The organism is Streptomyces sp. NPDC014861 (assembly GCF_043081625.1).
GTDB lineage: Bacteria > Actinomycetota > Actinomycetes > Streptomycetales > Streptomycetaceae > Streptomyces.
On record NZ_JBIBWV010000002.1, the window covers coordinates 634,313 to 656,141 of the forward strand.

The 21,829-nt window shown below is 73.9% G+C and carries 22 protein-coding genes and 1 tRNA gene; 9 read left to right on the top strand and 14 right to left on the bottom strand.

Annotation, left to right across the window (positions count from 1 at the left end):
* Positions 1 to 44 precede the first annotated feature (44 nt).
* Both ACF1BN_RS06545 and ACF1BN_RS06550 read left to right on the top strand, forming a co-directional pair.
* Positions 45 to 2,660, top strand: a complete 2,616-nt coding sequence (locus tag ACF1BN_RS06545) for a phosphoribosyltransferase (protein WP_392330424.1) — start codon at positions 45 to 47, stop codon at positions 2,658 to 2,660.
* Positions 2,657 to 3,619: an HAD family hydrolase gene (locus tag ACF1BN_RS06550; protein ID WP_392330425.1), complete on the top strand. Its 963-nt coding sequence runs from the start codon at positions 2,657 to 2,659 to the stop codon at positions 3,617 to 3,619. Before ACF1BN_RS06545 ends, ACF1BN_RS06550 begins: the two co-directional genes overlap by 4 nt.
* 69 nt (positions 3,620 to 3,688) lie before the next feature.
* Here ACF1BN_RS06550 and ACF1BN_RS06555 read toward each other — a convergent pair whose 3' ends face one another.
* The 3 genes from ACF1BN_RS06555 to ACF1BN_RS06565 form a co-directional block, all read right to left on the bottom strand.
* The gene (locus tag ACF1BN_RS06555) at positions 3,689 to 3,910 is read right to left on the bottom strand and encodes a zinc ribbon domain-containing protein (protein WP_392330426.1); all 222 of its coding nucleotides are present in this window, start codon (positions 3,908 to 3,910) and stop codon (positions 3,689 to 3,691) included.
* A 215-nt stretch (positions 3,911 to 4,125) separates the two neighbouring features.
* Positions 4,126 to 5,493 carry a hypothetical protein gene (locus ACF1BN_RS06560; RefSeq protein ID WP_392330427.1) on the bottom strand — a complete coding sequence of 456 codons (1,368 nt, stop codon included), beginning with the start codon at positions 5,491 to 5,493 and terminating at the stop codon, positions 4,126 to 4,128.
* A gap of 77 nt (positions 5,494 to 5,570) precedes the next feature.
* Complete coding sequence (locus tag ACF1BN_RS06565; protein WP_392330428.1) at positions 5,571 to 6,293, bottom strand: DUF4097 family beta strand repeat-containing protein; 723 nt, start codon at positions 6,291 to 6,293, stop codon at positions 5,571 to 5,573.
* Between the two features lie 209 nt (positions 6,294 to 6,502).
* Here ACF1BN_RS06565 and ACF1BN_RS06570 point away from each other — a divergent pair.
* Both ACF1BN_RS06570 and ACF1BN_RS06575 read left to right on the top strand, forming a co-directional pair.
* Positions 6,503 to 6,577, top strand: a tRNA-Val gene (locus tag ACF1BN_RS06570).
* Between the two features lie 258 nt (positions 6,578 to 6,835).
* Positions 6,836 to 7,339, top strand: a complete 504-nt coding sequence (locus ACF1BN_RS06575) for a hypothetical protein (RefSeq protein WP_392330429.1) — start codon at positions 6,836 to 6,838, stop codon at positions 7,337 to 7,339.
* A 260-nt stretch (positions 7,340 to 7,599) separates the two neighbouring features.
* Here ACF1BN_RS06575 and ACF1BN_RS06580 read toward each other — a convergent pair whose 3' ends face one another.
* Positions 7,600 to 7,788: a hypothetical protein gene (locus ACF1BN_RS06580; protein ID WP_392330430.1), complete on the bottom strand. Its 189-nt coding sequence runs from the start codon at positions 7,786 to 7,788 to the stop codon at positions 7,600 to 7,602.
* A 114-nt stretch (positions 7,789 to 7,902) separates the two neighbouring features.
* On the opposite strand from ACF1BN_RS06580, the gene ACF1BN_RS06585 reads away from it, so the two are divergent.
* Entirely contained in the window at positions 7,903 to 8,439 is a 537-nt protein-coding gene (locus ACF1BN_RS06585; RefSeq protein WP_392330431.1) for a DUF4231 domain-containing protein, read from the top strand.
* Positions 8,440 to 8,461: 22 nt separating this feature from the next.
* On the opposite strand, the gene ACF1BN_RS06590 is transcribed toward ACF1BN_RS06585, so the two are convergent.
* Positions 8,462 to 9,220: a GntR family transcriptional regulator gene (locus ACF1BN_RS06590; protein WP_392330432.1), complete on the bottom strand. Its 759-nt coding sequence runs from the start codon at positions 9,218 to 9,220 to the stop codon at positions 8,462 to 8,464.
* Between the two features lie 190 nt (positions 9,221 to 9,410).
* Between ACF1BN_RS06590 and ACF1BN_RS06595 the strand changes: the two genes are divergently transcribed.
* A complete protein-coding gene (locus ACF1BN_RS06595; protein ID WP_392330433.1) occupies positions 9,411 to 9,632 on the top strand; it encodes a hypothetical protein in 222 nt (73 codons plus the stop codon).
* Between the two features lie 248 nt (positions 9,633 to 9,880).
* A complete protein-coding gene (locus ACF1BN_RS06600) occupies positions 9,881 to 10,147 on the top strand; it encodes a DUF2277 domain-containing protein (RefSeq protein WP_392330434.1) in 267 nt (88 codons plus the stop codon).
* Here the strand turns inward: ACF1BN_RS06600 and ACF1BN_RS06605 are convergent.
* The 5 genes from ACF1BN_RS06605 to ACF1BN_RS06625 form a co-directional block, all read right to left on the bottom strand.
* Positions 10,107 to 10,739 (bottom strand): DedA family protein, encoded by a 633-nt coding sequence (locus ACF1BN_RS06605; RefSeq protein ID WP_392330503.1) that lies wholly within the window; start codon positions 10,737 to 10,739, stop codon positions 10,107 to 10,109. The two genes, ACF1BN_RS06600 and ACF1BN_RS06605, sit on opposite strands and share 41 nt — an antisense overlap.
* 273 nt (positions 10,740 to 11,012) lie before the next feature.
* On the bottom strand, positions 11,013 to 11,495 hold the full coding sequence (locus ACF1BN_RS06610; RefSeq protein WP_392330435.1) for a DoxX family protein: 483 nt from the start codon (positions 11,493 to 11,495) through the stop codon (positions 11,013 to 11,015).
* 406 nt (positions 11,496 to 11,901) lie between these two features.
* Positions 11,902 to 12,552, bottom strand: a complete 651-nt coding sequence (locus ACF1BN_RS06615; protein WP_392330436.1) for an HNH endonuclease family protein — start codon at positions 12,550 to 12,552, stop codon at positions 11,902 to 11,904.
* A 939-nt stretch (positions 12,553 to 13,491) separates the two neighbouring features.
* Positions 13,492 to 14,160 carry an HAD-IA family hydrolase gene (locus tag ACF1BN_RS06620; RefSeq protein ID WP_392330437.1) on the bottom strand — a complete coding sequence of 223 codons (669 nt, stop codon included), beginning with the start codon at positions 14,158 to 14,160 and terminating at the stop codon, positions 13,492 to 13,494.
* 134 nt (positions 14,161 to 14,294) lie between these two features.
* Positions 14,295 to 15,071: a peptidoglycan-binding protein gene (locus ACF1BN_RS06625; protein ID WP_392330438.1), complete on the bottom strand. Its 777-nt coding sequence runs from the start codon at positions 15,069 to 15,071 to the stop codon at positions 14,295 to 14,297.
* 666 nt (positions 15,072 to 15,737) lie between these two features.
* Here ACF1BN_RS06625 and ACF1BN_RS06630 point away from each other — a divergent pair.
* Both ACF1BN_RS06630 and ACF1BN_RS06635 read left to right on the top strand, forming a co-directional pair.
* Positions 15,738 to 17,813 carry a DHA2 family efflux MFS transporter permease subunit gene (locus tag ACF1BN_RS06630; protein ID WP_392330439.1) on the top strand — a complete coding sequence of 692 codons (2,076 nt, stop codon included), beginning with the start codon at positions 15,738 to 15,740 and terminating at the stop codon, positions 17,811 to 17,813.
* 197 nt (positions 17,814 to 18,010) lie between these two features.
* Positions 18,011 to 18,916, top strand: coding sequence for a hypothetical protein (locus tag ACF1BN_RS06635; protein WP_392330440.1), 906 nt, complete (start codon positions 18,011 to 18,013; stop codon positions 18,914 to 18,916).
* A gap of 18 nt (positions 18,917 to 18,934) precedes the next feature.
* Here the strand turns inward: ACF1BN_RS06635 and ACF1BN_RS06640 are convergent, their stop codons facing one another.
* The 4 genes from ACF1BN_RS06640 to ACF1BN_RS06655 all read right to left on the bottom strand — a co-directional run bounded on the left by ACF1BN_RS06640 (position 18,935) and on the right by ACF1BN_RS06655 (position 21,672).
* Positions 18,935 to 19,423 carry a GNAT family N-acetyltransferase gene (locus tag ACF1BN_RS06640; RefSeq protein WP_392330441.1) on the bottom strand — a complete coding sequence of 163 codons (489 nt, stop codon included), beginning with the start codon at positions 19,421 to 19,423 and terminating at the stop codon, positions 18,935 to 18,937.
* 33 nt (positions 19,424 to 19,456) lie between these two features.
* The gene (locus ACF1BN_RS06645) at positions 19,457 to 19,783 is read right to left on the bottom strand and encodes an antibiotic biosynthesis monooxygenase family protein (RefSeq protein ID WP_392330442.1); all 327 of its coding nucleotides are present in this window, start codon (positions 19,781 to 19,783) and stop codon (positions 19,457 to 19,459) included.
* 49 nt (positions 19,784 to 19,832) lie between these two features.
* Entirely contained in the window at positions 19,833 to 20,501 is a 669-nt protein-coding gene (locus ACF1BN_RS06650; RefSeq protein ID WP_392330443.1) for an O-methyltransferase, read from the bottom strand.
* Between the two features lie 85 nt (positions 20,502 to 20,586).
* On the bottom strand, positions 20,587 to 21,672 hold the full coding sequence (locus tag ACF1BN_RS06655; protein ID WP_392330444.1) for a DUF2330 domain-containing protein: 1,086 nt from the start codon (positions 21,670 to 21,672) through the stop codon (positions 20,587 to 20,589).
* Positions 21,673 to 21,829: the final 157 nt, after the last annotated feature.

Sequence of the window (21,829 nt, forward strand, 5' to 3'; positions counted from 1 at the left end):
CACCGCCGGCCTCCTGGCCGGCCGAACGAAAGGACCGCGGCGACGTGGTGTGGACCGGAACATGGGTCGCGGAGCGACTCGGCGTCGAGCTCGTCGGCGACGAGGATCTGACGGCGCTCCTCGGCCTCGCGCTGCGCCGCAACCCCAAGCGGGCCCACCTGCTCGTCTCCAGCGTGCTCGGCAAGCACGTGCCGCAGCACCCCTCCGTCGTCTACGGCTCCGGCCTCGGCCTCGGCCTGCGCGTCCGCGAGCTCCTCGGCGCCGACGAGGCCGAGAACGCCGTCGTCCTCGGCTACGCGGAGACCGCCACCGCCCTCGGCCACGCCGTCGCCGACGGCCTCGGCACCGCCCCGTACCTCCACTCCACCCGCCGCCCCGTCGCCGGCGTCGCCACCGCGGGCGGCTTCGAGGAGTCCCACTCCCACGCCACCTCGCACCTCCTCCTCCCCGAGGACCCCGAGCTGCTGGCGGGCAAGGGCCCCCTGGTCCTCGTCGACGACGAGTTCTCCACCGGCAACACCGTCCTCAACACCATCCGCGGCCTCCACGAGCGCTACCCCCGTGACCGGTACGTCGTCGTCGCCCTGGTCGACATGCGCGCCCCCGCCGACCGCGACCGGCTCACCGGCTTCGCCGCCGAGATAGGCGCCCGCGTCGACCTGATCAGCCTCGCCGCCGGCACCGTCGGCCTCCCGGACGGCGTCCTGGAGAAGGGCCAGGAGCTCGTCGCCCGGCACGAGCCCGCCGGCGGGACCGCCCCGGCACCGCGCTCCCGCGGCGGGTACGCGGCCGTCGCCACCCCCGTACGCGTCGACCTCGACTGGCCCGCCGAGCTCCCCGACGGCGGCCGGCACGGCTTCACGCCCGCCCACCGCGCCCGCCTGGAGGCGGCCCTGCCGGTGATGACGGACGCCCTCACCGAGGCGCTCGCCGTCGGTACGACGGCCCCGGCCCCCGGCGGCGCCCCCCGCGCCCCCCGCGTGCTCGTCCTCGGCTTCGAGGAACTGATGTACGCGCCGCTGCGGCTCGCCGGAGCCCTGGAGGACGCCGGACTCGACGTCCGCTACTCCACCACCACCCGCTCGCCCGTCCTCGCCGTCGACGACCCCGGCTACGCCATCCGCACCCGGCTCGTCTTCCCCGCCCACGACGCCCCCGCCGACGGCCCCGGCGAGCGGTACGCCTACAACGTGGCGGGCGGCGGCTACGACGCCGTCGTCGCCGTCGTCGACTCGGCCGCCGACACCCCGGAGCTGCACGCCCCCGAGGGCCTGCTCGCCCAGCTCGCCGCCCACATCCCGCACGTCGTCCTGGCGGTCGTCCCGTCGTACGCGCCGCGGGCCGCGTCGCCCTCCGCACCGCACCCGCACCCGCAGGCGGCCGTGGAACCGGTCGCCGAAACCGAATCCGAAGCGATCGGATCATCCGAGTCGATCCGGTCATCCGTAGCCGTCGGATCATCCGTAGCCATCGGATCCGAAGCTCCCGAAAGGAGCTCCATGCTGCCCGAGCCCCTCCGCGGCCCGACCTTCTCCTCGTACGCCCCCGAGGAGGTCGGCTGGCTGCTCCAGGACCTCTCGGACGTCGAGCTGGAGGCGCCCACCGAGGAACGCGAGGAAGCCATCCAGAGCGGCGGCGCGCACTACGCCGAGTCGCTGCCCGTCGAGTACCAGCCGAGCGCCCGCTACCAGGAGCTCTTCCACAGCGCCCTGGAGTCCTCCGCCGCCCGCATCGCCCACGCGGTCGGCACCGTCACCGAGACCGTCCTGGCCGAGAAGGCCGGCCGCCCCGGCCCTCCGGTCCTCGTCTCGCTCGCCCGCGCCGGCACCCCCGTCGGCGTCCTCATGCGCCGCTGGGCGCACCGCCGCCACGGCCTCGAACTGCCCCACTACGCCGTCTCCATCGTCCGCGGCCGCGGCATCGACGCCAACGCCCTGCGCTGGCTCGCCGCCCACCACGACCCGTCCGACGTCGTCTTCGTCGACGGCTGGACCGGCAAGGGCGCGATCACCCGCGAACTCGCCGCCGCCCTGCGGGAGTCCGAGGAGTTCGCCGGCTTCGACCCGGAGATCGCGGTCCTCGCCGACCCCGGCTCCTGCGTCCGCACCTACGGCACCCGCGAGGACTTCCTCATCCCCTCCGCCTGCCTCAACTCCACCGTCTCCGGCCTGATATCCCGGACGGTGCTCCGCTCCGACCTGGTCGGCGCGGACGACTTCCACGGCGCCAAGTTCTACCGCGACCTGGCCGGCGCCGACGTCTCGAACGCCTTCCTCGACGCCGTGGAGGCCCGCTTCGACGAGGTCGCCGACACCGTCGACCGCGACGTGAAGGACCTCCTCGCCGGCGACCGCACCCCCACCTGGGAGGGCTGGGCGGCCGTCGAGCGGATCAGCGAGGAGTACGGGATCCACGACGTCAACCTGGTGAAGCCGGGCGTCGGCGAGACCACCCGCGTCCTCCTCCGACGCGTCCCCTGGAAGATCCTCGCCCGACGCGGCGCCGGCGCCGACCTCGCCCACGTCCGCCTGCTCGCGGAGCAGCGCGGCGTCCCGGTCGAGGAGGTCGACGACCTCCCGTACACCTGCGTGGGCCTGATCCACCCCCAGTACACACGGGGTGCGACAGGCGCCGACGGCAAGGCAGTGGTGTCCCGATGAACGCCTTCGCCACCACCCCGGCCACCGCCACCGCCCCCGCTTCCGCGCCCGCCTCCGTCTCTGTTCCCGTCTCCGCGCCCGCGCCCGTCTCCGCGCCCGCATCCGCTCCCGACTCCGAGTCCGCGCGCGCCTCCGCGCCCGCGCCCGTCTCCGGGACGACGCTCGTCGCCAGCGACCTCGACCGCACCCTGATCTACTCGACCGCGGCCCTCGCCCTCGGCATGCCGGACGCGCAGGCGCCCCGGCTGCTGTGCGTCGAGGTCCACGAGTCCAAGCCGCTCTCGTACATGACCGAGGAGGCCGCCGAGCTCCTCGCGCGCCTCACCGCCGAGACCGTCTTCGTGCCCACCACGACCAGGACGCGCAAGCAGTACCAGCGCATCCAACTCCCCGGCACCACACCGAAGTACGCGATCTGCTCCAACGGCGGTCACATCCTCGTCGACGGCGTCACCGACGACGACTGGCACGCCTCCGTCGTCCGCCGGCTCGCCGACGAGTGCGCGCCGCTCTCGGAGATCCGCGCCTACCTCACCGCGACGACGGACCTGTCCTGGGTCCGCAAGCACCGGGTCGCCGAGGACCTCTTCGCCTACCTCGTCGTCGAGCGCGAGCGACTTCCGGAGGACTGGCTGGACCGCTTCGGCGCCTGGGCCGGCGACCGCGGCTGGACGGTCTCGCTCCAGGGCCGCAAGGTGTACGCGGTCCCGAAGCCGCTCACGAAGAGCGCCGCCGTCCGCGAGGTCGCCCGGCGCACCGGCGCCGCGCTCACCCTCGCCGCCGGCGACTCGCTCCTCGACGCGGACCTGCTGCTCGCCGCGGACCGCGCCTGGCGCCCGGGCCACGGCGAACTCGCCGACAGCGCGTGGACCGCCCCGCACCTGCACGTCCTCGCGGAGCGGGGCGTTGCGGCCGGCGAGGAGATCCTCCGCCGCTTCCGCGCGGCGGCACTCGGCTGACCAGGCCGTTCCGGCGGGGCGGCGGAGACGATCCTCCGCCCCTTCCGCCCCGCGGCGCTCGACCGAACGTCAGCCGCAGCAGCCCCCGCCGCAGCAGCCGCCTCCGCCGCCCCCGCCACCGCTCGGGGCGGGGCCGGCCGAGGCCGAGCCGCCGACGGCCACGGCCGACAGCAGCTTCACGGTGTCGTCGTGCCCGGCGGGGCAGGCGGCAGGCGCCGAGGACTCGGCCATCGGCCGGCTCAGCTCGAAGGTGTCACCACAGGTGCGGCAGCGGTATTCGTAACGAGGCATGGGGCCAGGTTAGCGGCGGGGACGGGCGACGGGCAGGGGGCTCCGGCCGGGGGTGCGCTTCGCCTGGCGGCCCCCGTTCCTGGGCACGGAACTCCCCGCCCGCTCAGAACACGCCGCTCGGCGCGCCACCCCTCGACGCGCACCACGGTCAGTACCTCAACGCGCATCACCGCTTAGCCCCTCGCCGCGCACCACCACTCAGTGCGCACCGCCACTCAGTGCGCACCGGCGCCGCGTTCCTCGCGGATGGCGGTGACGACGGTGGCGGCCGCGGCCCGTACGGCCTCCAGCTCCATCAGGAAGTGCCAGTAGTCGGGGTGGCGCCCCTCGAGCCCGGCGACAGCCCGGTCGATCCGGGCCACGGCCTCGTCGAGGGGTCCGGCGTGCCGCGGATCGGGCCGCTGCCGGCCCTCCATGGCGAGCCGCTGCGCGTCCCGCACCGCGAACCTGGCCCGGTCCGTCTCCGTCTTCGGGTCCTTCGCGACCGCGTCGAGCCGCCGCAGCCGGTCACCGGCCGCCGACACGGCCTCCCCGGTCGTGTCGAGCAGCGCCCGTACGGTCGAGAGCAGCGCGACCGCGTCCGGCCAGCGCTGCTCGGCCCGCGCCGCCGTCGCCTCCGCCAGCCGCTCCTCGGCCTGCCGTACGGCCTCGGCGGCCTGCTCCGGCACGTGCTGGAGGTCCTGCCAGCAGGCCACCGAGTACCGGCGGCGCAGCTCCGAGAGCACCGGCTCGACCGCCTCCGACCGGGTCGTGAGCGCCTGCGCCCGGGTCCGCAGGGACACCAGGCGCTTGTCGATCTCGGCGGCCCGCTCCGGCAGCCGCTCGGCCTCGGCCCGTACCGCCTCGGCGTCCCGCAGCACCCGGTCGGCCCGCTGGAGGGTCTCGGCGACGCCGTGCCGGCCGGCTCCCTCGTTGAGCCGGGTCAGCTCGGGCCCGAGCGCGGCGAGCCGGGCCGCGAGATCGTCGGCGCGCAGCCCCTTCCCGCGTACGGCGTCGAGCGCGTCGCTCGCCCCGCGCAGCGCCTGCCGCGCCCGCTCCACGGCGGGCGCGAGCCGCGCGAGCTGGGTCTCGGCCCGTCCGAGCAGCGGAGCGAGCCCGCTCTCGAAGCGGTCGAGCTCCTCCTTGACCCGTTCCAGCTCCTCCCTGGCACGGGTCAGCTCGGCCCGGGCCCGGGAGGCGGTGCCGGCGTCGAGCTCGTCCCGGTCGAGATCGTGGGCGTCGACGGCGGAGATGTAGGCGTGCGACACCTCGTCGATCCGCCGCCCCAGCGCCGCGAACCCCTCGACGGCCCGCTGCGCCTCCGGAGACCCGTCGACGGCGGTGATCGTCTCGATGGTGATCCGCATTCCGCGCTGGGCGGTGTCGAGCTCGTAGAAGGCGGAGGCGGCGGCGTCCTTCGCGGCCTGCGCCTCGGCCCGCTGACCCTCCCCGCGCCCTCCGAACCACCGCCGGGTCCCGCCGCCGGCGAACGACTGCGGCAGCAGCGCCACGGCGAGCAGCGGAAGCGCGAGGGCCAGCCGCCAGGTGGAACCGGTCCTGGGCGCCGTACCGTCCCCCGAGGATGTCTCGCCGCTCGCCGCCAACGTCCCTCTCCCGTGCCGTGTCCGCCGTGCCCCGTCCGGTTCATTCTCCCACCGGTAGGGACGAACACACGGGCCGATCAGTTCGCCGTGCGCACGACGACGTCGCCGTTGTCGCTGCGGACGCTCACGGTGCGGCCGCTGCCGCGCCCCTCGGGGACGTCGATGCTGCGGTCGCCGTTCTCGGAGGTGCCGGTGACGTCGTACGCGGCGGAGGGCAGGGCGACGGTGAGGTCACCGTTCTCGCCGGCGACGTCGACCCGGCGGGGCACGGAGCCGAGCGTGATCCGCACGTCCCCGTTGTCGGAGCGGGTCACGACCTCGGGGGAGGTGGCGGAGGCCTCGACGGTCACGTCCCCGTTCTCGCTCCCGATGTCGAGCGGCCCGGACACGGTCCGCACCCGCACGTCCCCGTTGTCCGAGCGCACCTTCACCGGCGTGGCGAACCCCGCGACCGTCACGTCCCCGTTGTCCCCCTCGACGGACACCGCCACCGCGCGGGGCACCCGCACCCGGTGCACGGCCCCGCAGTTCGAGGCGACGCCGCCGCACTCCACCTTCAGCGAGAGCCGCCCGTCCGCCAGCCCCCAACTGGCCTTCGGCCCGGTCCCCATGAACACCCACCCCTCGACCTGCCGCTCCACCCGCACGTCCTCGACGTCATCGGGCACGACCTCCACATCGGACCCCTCCACGTCCACCACCAACGCCTCCCCGCCGAACGCGAACGCCCGCCGCTCCACAGGCGCCCCCTCCACCTCCGGCCCCCCGCACCCCACGACCCCGCCCAGAAGCACCAGCACCCCGACACCCCCGACGACCCCGCGCCGCCAAGCACCCACGACAACCCCCAAGAACCCCGCACCGCCCGACACACCCCGACCCTCCGAACCTACGCACCCCCACCCCCACCCACGATCCGGCAACCCACCCACCCGGTGGTGGGGCTGTCCCCCCACCCCTACGGGTTTGCCCCACCCACCCGTCCGCCATGTACTGTGTTGCCTTCCACGGGTGCGTAGCTCAGGGGTAGAGCGCTGCTCTTACAAAGCAGATGTCGGCGGTTCGAAACCGTCCGCGCCCACCAGTGCGAAGGCCCCGGACCGATCATGGTCCGGGGCCTTCGGCGTCCACTTCTGACATCAACGGGGACGGTCGATCACGACCTGGGACGGCTCCTGAGCAGCCGATTCACATGCCCCACGGCTTCGAGCTGGATATGTGCTGGTGGTGCTCTTCGATGCGGTGGAGAGCCCGATGGCAGATAGCTGGGCGGGGCGCGAGATCGTCTACGAGATCCCTGTCAACCGATGACAGGCCTGCGACCAACTCGGGAGGGGTAAGGATGGCGGGCAATCTTCAGTTCAGCTGGGCACTGAGCGGCCCTGGGTGGGTTACCTACCGGATTACCGACGGCGCTTCGGAGCATGAGACCTACTTCGGCTACTGCACGGACGCCTTGGCCGACCTGCTTTACGCCATGACGGGGCTCTACGGGGACTCGTCCTGTGAGCGCTTTTCGTTCGACCGCGAGCCCATGGAGACGAGGTGGCTGCTCCGGCGCCAAGGGGCGGACGTGGCCATCGACGTCTTTGAGTTCCCGGACGGGGCAGTGAGTTGGGGTTCGCCTGACGAGACGGGCGGCACCCTTCTCTGGAGGTCCACCCAGCCTCGTGGCGTGTTGTGCCACGCGGTGAAGGAAGCGGCCGAGGCCGTACTGCTGGAGCACGGGGAGGACGGGTACCTGGAGAAGTGGATGCTGCACCCGTTTCCCATGGCCGCCTTGCAGGATCTGCGGCGCTTGCACCGGCGAAACGATGACTGCCGGCACGAGCAGTGTCTGACGTGAGCAAGCGGTTCGCGTTCCGAGCCCACCCGTGCCGGTTGTGTGCCAGATCGAGCGGTCGACCACGGTCACTGGAGGGTCGCTGCGGGATCGACGGCTAGGGGGAGCCGCCGCAGGGTGCAGTGGGGGTGAGCTGCGGTGACGGATCAGGTGCGGGTGACAGGCCTACACAGCAGATGTCGGCGGTTCGAAACCGTCCGCGCCCACCGGTGCCGAGGCCCCGGACCGATCATGGTTCGGGGCCTTCGGTGTGGTTCCGGGGGCTACTTGATGACGTCCACCTTCTTGTCGCCTGCCGACTTGGCCAGGGTGACGGGCTTGACCGTGCCCGTTTCGCGGTCGCTCGCGTCGGTGGTGGTGGAGGTGGGGGTGGTCAGGAGGGTCGTGAGGGCGGCGGCTGTGGTGGCGAGGAGGGCCAGGGCGAGGCGGGTGCGGGGGGAAGTGGTCGTCATGACGGCTCCTCGGGTGGAGTGGTGGTGGGCGGGGGGAACGTATCGCGCCGGGGTGTTCGGGGGGAACGGGGTGGTGAGTTGACCGGGGGGACGCCGGGCGGGTCTACTCCGGGGATGGTCGACGTGGGGGACGCGCCCGAAGTGGGCGTGAGCGGTGGGGACATGACGGCGCACGGGTATGTCGAGGGGCGGCTCGCGCAGTATCAGGAGTGGTACGACGTCAAGGCGACGCGGATGAAGGCGATGCATCTGCGGATGCGGACCGTGTCCGTCGTGGGCGGGGCGCTGGTGCCGGTGTTCGTGAACCTGGACGCCGGGTTCGCCCGGGTCACCGCCACCGTGCTGAGCGTGGTCGTGGTCGCGGCGGTGTCCCTGGAGAGCGTCTACCGGTATCGCGAGCAGTGGAAGAACTACCGGTCCACCGAGCAGCTGCTCGGGTACGAGCGGGTCTACTTCGAGACCCGGGTCGGGCCCTACCGGGGGCTGTTCGAGCGGGATGCGTTCACCCTGCTCGTCGCCCGGGTCGAGAAGGCCATCGCCAACGAGAACGCCGCCACGCTGAACGTGATGACGCTGGGCGGGCAGGTCAGCGCCGATCTTCAGGGGGGCGGGCAGGGGAAGGGGGAGGTTCCCGCCGCTCGGGAGGGGTGAGGAGGCCGCCGCCGGCGGTGTCTCACGCGTCGAAGTCGTACTCCAGGATGTAGGACGACGCGTCCAGGGTCATCTCGTTGAGTTCGACCGGCCGGCCCTGGTCCGTGAAGGCCGTGCGGCCGATGAGGACCACCGGGGTGCCCGGGGGGAGGGTCAGGCGGTCGGTCTCGTCCGCCGTCGGCATCCGGCAGCGGATCTCCTCGCGGAAGCGGACCGGGCGGTGGCCCAGCTCGCCGAGGCGGGCGTACGTGCCGCCGGGGCCCGTGTCGGGCCGGGCCACGGGCGTGCCGCGGACCAGCTCGGCGGAGAGGTACGAGACCGACAGCAGGACCGGCTTGTCGTCCAGGACGAAGCGCCGGCTGCGGACGCAGACGGGGGTGTGCGGCGCCAGGTCCAGGGCGTCCGCAATCCGGCTCCCGGCCTCCTCCTCCGACACCACGATCTGGTCCACCACCAGAGCCCGGTTCTCCACCTCCGCCGCCCACACCGAGCGGCCGCCGCCCCAGCCGTCCCCGGCGAGGCGCGGGATGCCGCGGCGGCGCAGCGGCCGGAAGGCGCGGACGAAGACACCGGCCCCTCTGCGGGCCTCCGTGAGGCCCTCGCCGCGCAGGACCGCGAGGGCCTGGCGGGCGGTCATCCGGGCCACCTCGTAGGTGGACATGAGGTCGTTCTCGCCGGGGAGCCGGTCGCCCGGCGCGAAGTCGCCGGACTCGATAGCCGTCCTCAACTCATCCGCGATGCGCTGGTACTTGGGCCGACGAGTGCCGTCCTGGTCGGTCACGGGTGGACCACTCCCTTCGTCTGCGGGACACCCTAAGGGGCTCCCCGAGCCCAGGGTGCACACGTGTGCGCCGTCCTGCCCTCGTGATCCATCCATCGGGGGACATCTCTAGAGATACGTTGACAGGGCGGGGTCTCCGCGTTTCCCTGGGTGTCCCCATGCAGCGTGCGGGACGGGACGGAGGGGTTGCGTGCAGCCAGTGCCCGAGGTCGGCGACCTCGTCCGCGACACCGCCACGGGGCGGGTCGGCTTCTTCGTGCGGAGTGCTTCCGGGCGCTTCCTGATCCGCGCCGTCCACGGCGGCGGCGAGTGGGAGGCCGAGCCCGGCGACGTCCAGCTCGCCACGCCCCTGCGCGAGCTCCGCGCCCGCGCCGCCGAGATCAACGCGCGCAGCCGCCGTGGCCTGAACTGAACCATGCCGCCGCCCTCCGGGGGCTTGGACGCCGCTGCCCGGTTGCCCGGACGCCGTTCTCCAGGGGGCTCGGCCAGCTTCCCCGACAGTCCGGCCGCCTTCCCCGACTGCCCCGCCGCTCCCGGCCGCCCCGCCGGCTCCGGTCGGCCGTGGTGCAGCCCTGCCGGCCGTCCCGCCGCCTCCGGCGACATCCCGCCGCTGTCCGGCGCCGTCCCGCCGTTGTCAGTGGGGCGCGTCACACTGGAGGCATGTGCCGCAGCATCAAGACGCTCCGCCCGCCCGTCCTGCCCCATGAGGCGACCCAGGACGACATCCGCGCCGCCGCGCTCCAGTACGTCCGCAAGGTCTCCGGCTTCCGCGCCCCCGCCGCGCACAACCGGGAGGTCTTCGACCGGGCCGTGGAGGAGATCGCCGACGCGACCGCCCGGCTCCTCGCCACCCTGGAGGTGAGAGGAGCGCACCACCACCCTCAGGTCACGACGCCGGAGCCGGAGCCGCGCCCGGACGCCGTATGAGGTAACCGGCCAGTCCGCCCGCCAGCAGGAGCGCCAGGGTCGACACCCCCGCGCTGAACCAGGTCGCGCCCAGCCACGCGCCGCCCAGCCAGCCGAGCCCCACGCTGTACGAGGCCCAGATCACCGCCGCCAGCGCGGACCAGGGCAGGAACTCCTCGGGGCGCCGCCCCGCCGCGCCCGCGCCCAGGGAGACCACGGAGCGGCCCGCCGGGGCGAAGCGGGCCAGGACCACGATGAAGCCGCCTCCCCGGGCCAGGGCGGTGCCGAGACGTTCCCGCGCCACGGTCAGGCGGCGGGAGCGGGCTATCGCGCCGTCCAGCCGCCGGCCGCCGCGCAGCGCCAGCCGGTACGCCAGGAAGTCGCCGAGCATCGAGGCCGCCGCCGCGGTGAGCAGCAGCGGCAGCAGGGAGGGGACGTCCGCGGGGGCCGTGGCCGCGCCGATGGAGGCGGAGGCGGCCGTGGCGGCGGAGATCACGAGGAAGCCGCTCGGCAGAACGGGCAGGAAGACGTCGAGCAGGATCGACGTCGCCACCACGGGATAGATCCACGGGCCCGCGGTCAGCGACCTCAGCGAGCCCATGCTGTCGAGCAGATTCACAGGGCCAGAGCCTACGCGCCGATGCCCCTGCTCCCGCCGGGTGGGTGCCGCGGGCGGCGGTGGAACCCCCGCCGGGCATCGGCCGGGGTCTCGCGGAGCCCCCGCCGGGTGGTGCCGGCGGGGGCCCGGGGAGCGGCTTGTCCGGCGCAGGCCCAGGGGCAGGCCCAGGGGCAGGCCCAGGGGCGGGCACAGGGGCAGGCGCGAGGAGAGGGCGGGGGCGGGGGCAGTTCGGCGGGAGCGGGGGAGCGGGAGAGAGCGGGGGTGCGGTCAGGCGGCGACCGGGGTGCCCTGCTTCTCGGTGCCCTGTGCGTTCGGGTCGTGCTGCTGGGCGCCCTTCGCGCCCTTCTGGCCGAAGAGGGCGTCGAGGGCGAGGCCGCCGGGGCCCGTGAAGATCAGCAGGGCGAAGGTCCAGCAGAAGAGGGCGGACAGCTCGCCGCCGTTCTGGAGCGGGAAGAGCGCCTCGGACTGGTGGGCCCAGAAGTACGCGTACGCCATCGAGCCCGACGCTATGAAGGCCGCGCCGCGCGTGCCGAGGCCGAGGAGGACGAGACCGCCGCAGACGAGCTGGATCACCGCCGCGTACCAGCCGGGCCAGGCGCCGGTGGGGACGGTGCCGCCGCCCATCGCGCCGCCGAGGACGCCGAAGAGCGAGGCGGCGCCGTGGCAGGCGAAGAGCAGGCCGACGACGATCCGGAAGAGGCCGAGCGCGTAGGGCTGCGCCTGGTTCAGGCGGTTGGTGAGGGTGCTCATGGTGGGGGGAACTCCTTCGGCCGGCCCGTCCCGGGGAGGGGGCGGGCATGGGGGACTGGTACCGAACGGCCGCCAGGTTAGGCTCCCCTGAGTAGTACTTGCAAGTTCAAACATCTCCCTTCCGTGGGGCGCGCCTGGGGAGGGCCGCTCTGGTCTGGACCAGAGTGGCTCAGGTCTGGACCACAGGCGCGCCGATTTCACGCCGTTTCTTATGTGGCGCTTACGCGGGACTTGTGCGGTGCCCGTGCGGTACCCGTGCGGCACTTGTGTGGCGCTCGCGCAGTGCTCGGCGATGTCCGTCAGTGCCCGTCGGCGCTCGTCGGTGTCCGTCCGTGCTCGCGTGGCCGCGTGTGTCGAGTCCGGGCCGCGCCGGTTTCGTGCCGGCGCGGCGTCAGGAGGGGTGTGGTCAGCAGCCGTTGAGGACGGACTGGAGGGCGCTCTTCTCCGCGGAGTCGACGCTGAGGCCGTAGTGGTGCTTCACGTGCACCCAGGCGCGGGCGTACGTACAGCGGTACGCGGTGCGGGAAGGCAGCCACTCGGCGGGGTCGAGGTCGCTCTTGGCCTGGTTCACGTTGTCGGTCACGGCTATGAGCTGCGGCCGGCTGAGGTCGTTGGCGAACGCCTGGCGCTGGCTGGTGCTCCAGGAGTTGGCGCCCGAACGCCATGCCTCGGCGAGTGCCACGACGTGGTCGATGTCGAGGTCGGAGGCGGCGGTCCAGGTGGCTCCGTCGTACTGGGAGTACCAACTGCCGCTGACCGAGGCGCAGCTGGAGTCGGTGACGACACCCGAGCCGTCGCGCTTGAGGACGGTCTCGCGGGTGTTGCAGGCCCCCGACTGGGTGATCCAATGGGGGAACAGGTCACGGTTGTATCCGGTGAGGGAACCTTCCGCCTTCACCGTGAGGGAGGCGAGGTAGGTGCGGGCGGTCGCGGCGCTGACCGGGGTCGGCATCGCGGCCTGCGCGGAGGGCGCGGCGGTCACGAGGCCGGTCAGGGTGAGGGCGGCGGTGGAGGCGAGCACGGCGGCTCGACGCGCGTAGACCTTGCCGACGGGCATGGGGAACTCCCTTGATTCGGTGGGACCTTGGCGGTTCGGCCGGTCCCGTGCGGTACCGGGCGGCGCCCGGTCATCGTGGCGGCGCGAGGTTTCGCTGAGGGGTGCGCCAGGTAACAGAGTGGCGACATGGACACGTCACATCAAGAGGTGCGACGTGTTCTGACGGAGCGTCGGATTCCGCCGGATCGATTCCGCAGAGTCGGAATTCCGCCGCGCAAGCCCCGATTTCGGGCGGGAGGGGTGGGGGACGGCGGGGGCCTCGGGGCCGCGCCGGGGGCGAGCGGTGTGTGGGGTGAGTGGGGCGTGGGGGAGCGCCTGGCTCGGGTCGACGTCGTGGTGGCCGGAGGGGGTGGGCCACCCTCGTGGGGCGTCGAGGGGGGCGAGTCGTGCCGCTGCGGCTCCCGGGGTGGGCAGGCTGTGCCGGTACGGCTCCGAGGGTGGGCGCGCGGAGATGTGCGGCGGACCGCGGCAGGCGGGTCGGGCGGCGGGACGGCCTGGTGGCGGTGGGCGTGTCGGCCGGTGTCGCGGGGCCCGGGGCCGGTGTGTCACCGGGGGCGGCGCCGTACGGCGTGTGGGTGCGCCGCCCTCGTGCGTGCCGGGCGTTCAGCGCGGGCTGGGTGGACGGTGCTGCCGTGCGGCCCGTCGAGGAGGCGGGAGGGTCGTCGGACGGCAGAGGGCGCGGCGTGAGCGCCTCGACGCGAAGGCGTCCGGGTGCGTGCGTACGCCCTGGGGGAGGGGTGTGCCGGCGTGCCCGTCGGCGGGCACGGCGACCGGGGGCGGGTCGGCGGCGCCCCGTCCGTCCTCACGCCTGGCGGTCGCGGCGCACGAAGAAGGCGCGGGTCGTCGGACCCGCGCCCTCACGTGGTGCGGCGGACACGCCGTCGGGCTCGCCCGGGCGCGCGGTCGGCCGCCGGGACGCCCTGCCCGGGGCCGGGGGCGTCAGGCGCCCGACGTGCTGAGGGTGATCGTTCCGTCCGGGGCGGTGGTGACGTGGAGAGAGGTCAGGTCCTGGACGTGGAGGTCGGGGGACTGGGCGGCCGCGCGCGGGCCCACGCCCACGACGCGCATGCCGGCGGCCTTCGCCGCCTGGATGCCCGCCTCGGAGTCCTCGAAGGCCACGCAGTCGGCCGGGTCGACGCCCAGCTCGGCGGCGCCCTTGAGGAAGCCCTCCGGGTCCGGCTTGCTCGCGCCGACCTGCTCGGCGGTCACCCGGGTCACCGGCATCCGCAGGTCCGCCGCGCCCATCCGGGCCTGGGCGAGAGCCTCGTCCGCCGAGGTCACCAGGGCGTGCGGGACGGACGCGATCGCGTCCATGAAGGCGGGGGCGCCGGGCACCGGCACGACGCCGTCGACGTCGGCGGTCTCCTCGGCGAGCATCACCGCGTTGTCGGCGTGGTTCTGGGCCATCGGGCGGTCCGGGAGGAGGACCGCCATCGTGGCGTAGCCCTGGCGGCCGTGGACCACCTTCAGCACCTCGCCGGCGTCCAGCCCCTGCCGGTCCGCCCAGCGGCGCCAGCAGCGCTCGACGACAGCGTCCGAGTTGACCAGGGTGCCGTCCATGTCGAGCAGGAGGGCGCGGGCGGTGAGCGTTGCCGGGGTGGCGGCCATGGGGTCTCCAGGGGGGTGGTGCGGAGAACGAAGCGGTCCCGCCCGCCGGTCAGGGAGTGCGGGCGGGGCCACTTTGTTTCTTCACGATACAAAAAGGAGGGCGGTCTTGGCCACTCGCCCCCCTGTGACCTCCGTCAGCCCTGGTCGTAGTACCCCTCGGTGTCCCGCTCCAGCTCGCGCCGAGTGTGGGGGCCGTACACGCCCTCGGGGTCCTTCAGGCGCCAGAAACGGCTCTGGTACTGGATCAGCGCGTCGCGCAGGTTCCCGTCGAACACCCCGTCGGCCTCCTCCAGGTACACCCACAGGATCCGCAGGCGCAGCTGGAGCTCGCGCACCTCGGGGCCCGTGTCGCCGACGCTCAGGGCCGCCCCCTCGGCGGCGTCCGTGTGGGAAGGGGTGGGGGAGGCGGTCGTCGGGGCGGCGGAGGTCTCCGGGGTCGTGGACGGGCTCTCCGAGGAGGCCGGGCCGCCGGTGGCGGACGCCGAGCCGGCCGCCGTCGGCGCCGCAGACGCGGACACCGGCGCCGAAGCGGAGGCGGTGGCGGAAGGGGAGGAGGACGGGGACGGGGACGCCGACGTCGTCGACGGGGTCGCCGTCGGCGAGGACGTGCTCGGGGACGGTGTACGGGAGGGTGTGTCGCTCGGCGACGGCGCGCCCGAGGACGGCGTCTCCTCAGGGACGGCGAGGTTCAGGGACGCGCTGGTGACCACCTCGGGCGCCAGCGACCGGTCGGCGGTCTCGCCGCCGCTCAGCACCGCCGCCGCGAGCGCGGCCGTGCCGACCACGGCCACCGCCGCGACGCCCACGACCACCCCGCCGCGCCGCCGCGCCTTCCGCCCGCCCCGCGCCCCGGCCGATCCGGGGCCCTCGCCGCGAGCCCCGTCGCCGACCCCGCCGAGCAGCAGCGGCATCGTCTCGTGCGCCCCGCCCTCGGAGCCGTACGGAGCGGACTCGTACGGAGCGGACTCGTACGGAGCGGACCCGTGCGAACGGGACCCGTGCGAACGGGACCCGTGTGAAGGGGATTCGTACGGAGCGGACCCGTAGGAAGGGGACTCGTGCGAAGGGGAGCCGTACGGGGCGTCCGCATCCCCCTGTCCGTCGCCGAACCCGGCCGCTCCGGCCCCGATCGCCCGCAACTGCGTCGTCGGCGGGTCACCCCCGTCACCCGCCTCGCCCAGTTCAGCCCCGCCGAGCCCGCCCGGCCCGCCCGGCCCACGGAGCGCACCCGCCCCGTCCTGAGCCCCCGCCCCGTCCAGCCGGTCCGCCCCGCCCCCCGACTCCTCCTGGGCGTCCAGTGTCACGTACGGCCTGATGCGGAGCGGGTCGAAGTCCTCGGCCGCCGCCAGCTCCGCGCGGGCGCAGGCGCAGCCCGGTCTCTGTCCACCACATTCAGGACATGCCTGTCCGGTCATGATCTGTCCCCTCCCCAAGCAACTGGCAGTGATTATGCAGGCCACCGGCACACCACCCCCCGCTGCCGGGTGAACACCCGCACCCTCCGCAGGCCATATCCGGACATTCGACTCAGGATGGAGACCACGCCCGGGAGCGACGCGACGCGCAGGGAGACGCCCATGGCCCAGGAGACCAGTCCGCCTCAGCTCGGCGGGGAGCCCGCGCCCGTCCCCGGCGAGGGGCAGAGCCACCGCACCGTCCTCGTCGCGATCGGGGCGCTGCTGCTGGGCATGCTGCTCGCCGCCCTCGACCAGACGATCGTCTCCACCGCCCTGCCGACGATCGTCAGCGAGCTCGGCGGCATGGAGCACCTCTCCTGGGTGGTCACCGCCTACATGCTCGCCTCGACGGCCGCCACCCCGCTGTGGGGCAAGCTGGGCGACCAGTACGGGCGGAAGAAGCTCTTCCAGGCCGCGATCGTCCTCTTCCTCATCGGCTCCGCGCTCTGCGGCATCGCGCAGGACATGCCGCAGCTCATCGCCTTCCGCGCGGTCCAGGGCCTCGGCGGCGGCGGGTTGATGGTGCTGTCGATGGCGATCGTCGGGGACCTCGTCTCGCCCCGGGAGCGCGGCAGGTACCAGGGGCTCTTCGGCGCCGTCTTCGGCGCCACCAGCGTCCTCGGGCCGCTGCTCGGCGGGCTCTTCACCCAGCACCTCTCCTGGCGCTGGGTCTTCTACATCAACCTCCCCATCGGCGTCGTCGCCCTCTTCGTCATCGCCGCCGTCCTCCACATCCCGGTCCGCTCCACCCGCCACACCATCGACTACCTCGGCACCTTCCTCATCGCCTCGGTCGCCACCTGCCTGGTCCTCGTCGCCTCCCTCGGCGGCACCACCTGGGCGTGGGGATCCCCGCAGATCATCGGGCTCGCGGTGCTCGGCGCCGTCCTCCTCGTCTGCTTCGTGGCCGTCGAGCGGCGGGCCGCCGAGCCCGTCCTCCCGCTCAAGCTCTTCCGGATCCGGACCTTCACGCTGGTCTCGGTCATCAGCTTCGTCGTCGGCTTCGCGATGTTCGGCGCGATGACCTACCTGCCGACCTTCCTCCAGGTCGTCCAGGGCGTCACCCCGACCATGTCCGGCGTCCACATGCTCCCGATGGTCGTCGGCCTGCTGCTCACCTCGACCGTCTCCGGGCAGATCGTGTCGCGGACGGGCCGCTGGAAGGTCTTCCCCCTCGCCGGCACCGCCATCACCGGCCTCGGCCTGCTCCTCCTCAACGAGCTGACCGAGACCACGCCCACCTGGGAGATGAGCCTCTACTTCTTCGTCTTCGGCGCCGGCCTCGGCCTGGTCATGCAGGTGCTCGTCCTCGTCGTGCAGAACGCCGTCGGATACGAGGACCTGGGAGTCGCCACCTCCGGCGCGACCTTCTTCCGCTCCATCGGCGCGTCCTTCGGCGTCGCCGTCTTCGGCACGATCTTCACCAACCGGCTCACCCACAAGCTGGAGGACGTCTTCGCCCGGGCCGCCGAGGCCGGTACGGAGCTGCCCCAGGGCGCCGGACCCGGCCAGGTCGCCGCCGACCCGCGCGCGGTCGCGCAGCTCCCGCCCGAACTGCGGCCCGAGGTCCTCCACGCGTACGCCACCTCCATCACGGACGTGTTCCTGTACGCGGCGCCGGTCGTCCTCGTCGCGTTCGTCGTCGCCTGGTTCCTCAAGGAGGATCCGCTCCGGGGCTCCGTGACCGCGCCCGACACCAGCCAGACCCTCGCCTCCAACCCCGTCGAGCGCTCCTCGTACGAGGAGGCGGCCCGCGCCCTGTCGGTGCTCGGCTCCCGCGAGGGCCGCAAGGAGATCTACGAGACGATCACCGCCCGCGCGGGGCTCGACCTGCGCCCCGCCTCCAGCTGGCTGCTGCTGCGCATCCGCCGCCACGGCACCGTGGAACCCGCGCGGCTCGCCGAGGCCGCCCCCGTGCCGCTGCGGGTCATCACCGACGCGGCCCGGGAGGTCGAGGGGCGGCAGCTCGCCCGGCGCGAGGGGCTCCAGCTGGTCCTCACCGAGGAGGGCGTCATGACCGCCGTCCGCCTCGCGAAGGCCCGTGAGGAGTCCCTCGCCGAACTCCTCGGCGACTGGTGGGGGCCCGACCGTCCCACGGATCTGGTGAAGCTGGTCGAGGAGCTCAACGCCGAGCTCTGCGGCTCCGACGCGGAACGCCCCCGCTCCCCCGAACCGCCCCGCGACCACCGCGCCTGACGCCCCGGCCCGCCCGAACGCGTCCTGCGCGCAACCGGCATGACGGGACCTCAGGACGGCTGGGTACCCTGACCTGCCCGCCGAAGATCGACGCGCGGGTGCGCAGGTCAGGTGCACGGCGGCACAGCTGAACCGCCACACAGCTGAACTGCGGCACAGTCACACAGCGACACGGACACACAGGGGGACGGGACAGGATGAGCAGCCACGAGCCGGGCCGGGACTGGCCGCCGCAGGGGCACCCGCAGGGACACCCGCCCCAGGGACACCCGCAGCAGACGCCGGGGTACGGGACCTACGGCACCCGGCCGCCGAGCACCCCGCCGCCCCCGAGCGCCCCGCCCCAGAGCACCGCGCAGTTCCCGAACACCCCGCCCCCGAACACCCCGCCCCCGAACACCCCGCCGCCCCCGAGCGCTCCGCCCGTCCGGCCGCCCGCGCACAGGGGCGCCTGGATCGGCGCGGCGGCGACGCTGGTGGCGGCCGTGATCGGCGTCGCCGGCACCTATCTGGTGAACACCCGCGACGACCGCCCCGAGGCCGCTCCGGCCCCGGGGCCGAGCTCGGCGGCCCCGTCGGCCGACGACAGGCCGGCCGGCGGGCCCGCGACGGACGCCACCGAGGGCCAGGGGGCACCGGATTCCCCGGAGACGCCGACGGCCCCGCCGGCGACGACCGCCCCGGCCACGACCGCCCCGACCACCCCCGCTCCCTCCACGGCGCCGCCCGGCACGGTCGCCTGGCAGGGCACGCTGGTCATCACGTACGTGGAGGACAAGGACCTCGACGCGGCGCCGCCGGTGGAGTCCGAGATCAACGGCGACAACGACTTCGCCGTCTACCCGTTCGGCGACCACATGCTGCGGCCCGACAACGGCGCGAAGGCGCTCGTGTGGAAGGGCTCGGCGGCGGCGCCGTCGGACGCCGACTGCCGGGGCGTCGTCGACACCCAGGCCACCTCGAACGACATCCGGATCAAGACCGGCCTGCATCTCTGCGGCCGCACCGGCGAGGGCCGGCTGGTCCGCCTGACGGTCAAGGAGCTGGGCGGTCAGGCGAGCGACACGAACGCCACCTTCGACGTCGTCGTCTGGAACGGCTGACGCGCGGGGAGACAGGCTCTAGGAGAGCTCCTTGCCGTACCAGATCTCCATGTACGGCCCCGAGCAGTACGCCGGGATCTCCCCGTACCCGTGGCGCACGTACAGCGCCCGGGCCTCGACGAGGTCGAGGCGCGTGTTGAGGACGGTCCGGCGGGCGCCGAGCGCGCGGGCGGCCCGCTCCAGGCCGTCCATCAGCAGGTCGGCTCCGCCCAGGCCGCGGAATGCGGGGCGGACGAAGACCCGGGTCAGCTCGGCCCGGTCGTCGTCCAGGAGGAGGAGGCCGCCGCACGCGGCGGCCTTCCCCTCGTACCGCCCGACCAGGAACTCCCCGGCAGGCGGAGCGAGGAGTCCGAGACCCTCGTCGATCATCCCCTCGTCGTACTCGTCCTCGGACAGCACGCGGCCGAAGTAGCGTCCGGCGACATCGCCGAAGTAGTCGCGGCGCAGCGAGGTGGCGTCCGGGGTGTCGACGCGTTCGGGGGAGAAGGTCCAGGTCATGCGGGCCATTCTGCGGCCCGCACGACCGGCCGCGCCTCCGGATTACTTCGGCGACGCCTGCTGCACGACCTCGAACGACCACAGGGTGGACCCGGACGCGGCGGGCTTCGGCCGCTCGCCGCCCTCAGCGCCGGCGGTGCCCTGGTGGGCGGCCTTCATCGAGCCGTTCATCCAGTTCTGGAAGTCCTCCTCGCTGCGCCAGCGCGTGTACACCAGGTACTGGTCGGTGCCCTCCAGCGGGCGCAGCAGCTCGAACCACTCGAAGCCGTCCGAGCCCTCCACGGCCCCGGCCCGAGAAGCGAACCGCTGCTCCAGCACCTCTCGCTGCTCGGCCGGCACGGACAGGACGTTGATCTTCACGATGCTCATGGGAGGAAGGATATGACCGGTACCTCCTCGGCGGGGCCGGAGGGGACGGTCAGGACGTCACGCGGGCGATGAGGAGGCCGTCGTGGCCCTTGGCGCCGACCGTCTGGATCGCGGTGGCGTCGAGGCGGGGCTCCCGCGCGACGAGGTCGAACATGGCGCGGGTGCCGGTGACGGCCGGGTCCGACGGGTCCTCGGTGGCGACGCGGCCGCCCCGGACGACGTTGTCGACGACGATCAGGGTGCCGGGACGGGAGAGCTCCAGGGCCCAGGTCACGTAGTGCGGGTTGTTCACCTTGTCGGCGTCGACGAAGACGAGGTCGAAGGGGCCAGCGCCCTCCTTCGCGAGGAGCGGGAGCGTGTCGAGGGCCGGGCCGGTGCGGACCTCGACACGCTCGGCGAGGCCGGCCCGGGCGAGGTTGGCGCGGGCGACCTCGGCGTGCCGGGGGTCGTACTCCAGGGAGATCAGGCGGCCGTCCTCGGGCAGGGCGCGGGCCAGCCAGATCGTGCTGTACCCGCCGAGGGTGCCGATCTCCAGGATGCGCCGGGCCCCCTGGACCTGGGCGAGGAGGTTCAGGAGCTTGCCCTGGTTGGGGGCGACGGCGATCTCCGGGAGTCCGGCGGCCGTGGAGTCGGCGAGGGCGGCGGTGAGCGCCTCGTCGGCGGGGGCGAGCAGATCGGTGAGGTAGGCGTCGGTGGCGGTCCACTGAGGGTTCGTCATACGGCGACGGTACTGCGCGGGTTCGCCGGGCGCGTGTCGGTTCGCGCCGGGTTCGGCGTGCGGGCCGGGGTTCGCGGCCGGTCCGTCAAGCGGTTGACGGCGCTCGGCGGCGGCGGTTCGCCCGTACGGTGAGGAGCACGGTCGTCACGGTGATCGCCGCCGCGCCCAGGCCCGCCGTCAGCAGCCAGGCCGGCATCCCGGCGACGGTCAGCAGGCGGTCCCGGTGGATCACCCGCCGGTACGGGGTGTCGGCGACGGCGCGCAGGACGTGGTCGTCGTCGATCCGGGACGGAACGGGGAACCGCTGTTCCAGGACGGTGAGATGGGCGGGCGTACCGCCGGTGAGCGCGGCGACCGGGCCGTCGGGGCGGTCGATCCGGCCGGAGAAGGTGACCTCGTGGCGCTCGCCGCCGATCGTCGAGCGAGGCTCCATGCGGTGGTCGGCGAGGATCGACAGGCCGAGGGTCTGGGAGGTGGCGGCGAGCCGGGAGAGGCGCATGGGGTAGACGAGTTCGGTGGAGGCGAAGGTGATGCGGAGCGGGGTGAGCTCGCCGTACAGGTGCTCGCCGCGCTCCTCCGGGGCGAGGCGGACGGCGACGTACTCCCACTTCCGCTCGACGTACGGCCGGAGTTCGGGGGTGAGCCGGTCGGGCAGTTCGAAGCCGTTGGCGCGCAGCCAGGTGCCGAGGGCCTCGGGGTCGGTGGCGGTGAGGCGGGCCACGTCGAAGGGGCCGAGCCGCTCGCGGCCGACGACGCCGACGGAGGCGCCGGGGGCCGCGCCGGCGGAGGCGCCGTCGCCGTAGCCGCCGTCGAAGGGCCAGTCGTCCTCGCGGGGCCAGAAGTAGGTGCGTTCGCGCTCCTCGGGAGCGGCGAGCTCTTCGAGCCGGTCGAAGAGCTCCGGGTCGCCGAGGGTGACGTCGGCCCGGTGGGGCACCGGCATGACCCAGGCGGCCTGACGGGCGTTGCCGTGGACGCGGAAGCGCATGACGACGGTCTCGGTCCGTCCGTCCCAGTGGACGGCGGACTCCTCCCGATCGACGCCGATGCGTTCCGACGGGTGCGTGATCATGGCTCCGCAGCCGCAGGCCCAGGCGGGCGCGACCAGCGAGCCGAGCTGGAGCGCGAGCAGCGCGACGAGCGTGGTCAGGATTCTGTGTGTGGTCCCCCGCATGCCCGATCGGACGTGCGGGGGACGGCGGCGGTTCCGTTCCGCCGGACGGGGCTCGGGACGACGGTCCCCGTCAGGCGGCCCCCTCGGGCGGGGATCGGGACGACGCCCTCCCCCAGGCGCTTTCCGTCAGGCGGCACCCGCCAGGAGCCCTCCGCCA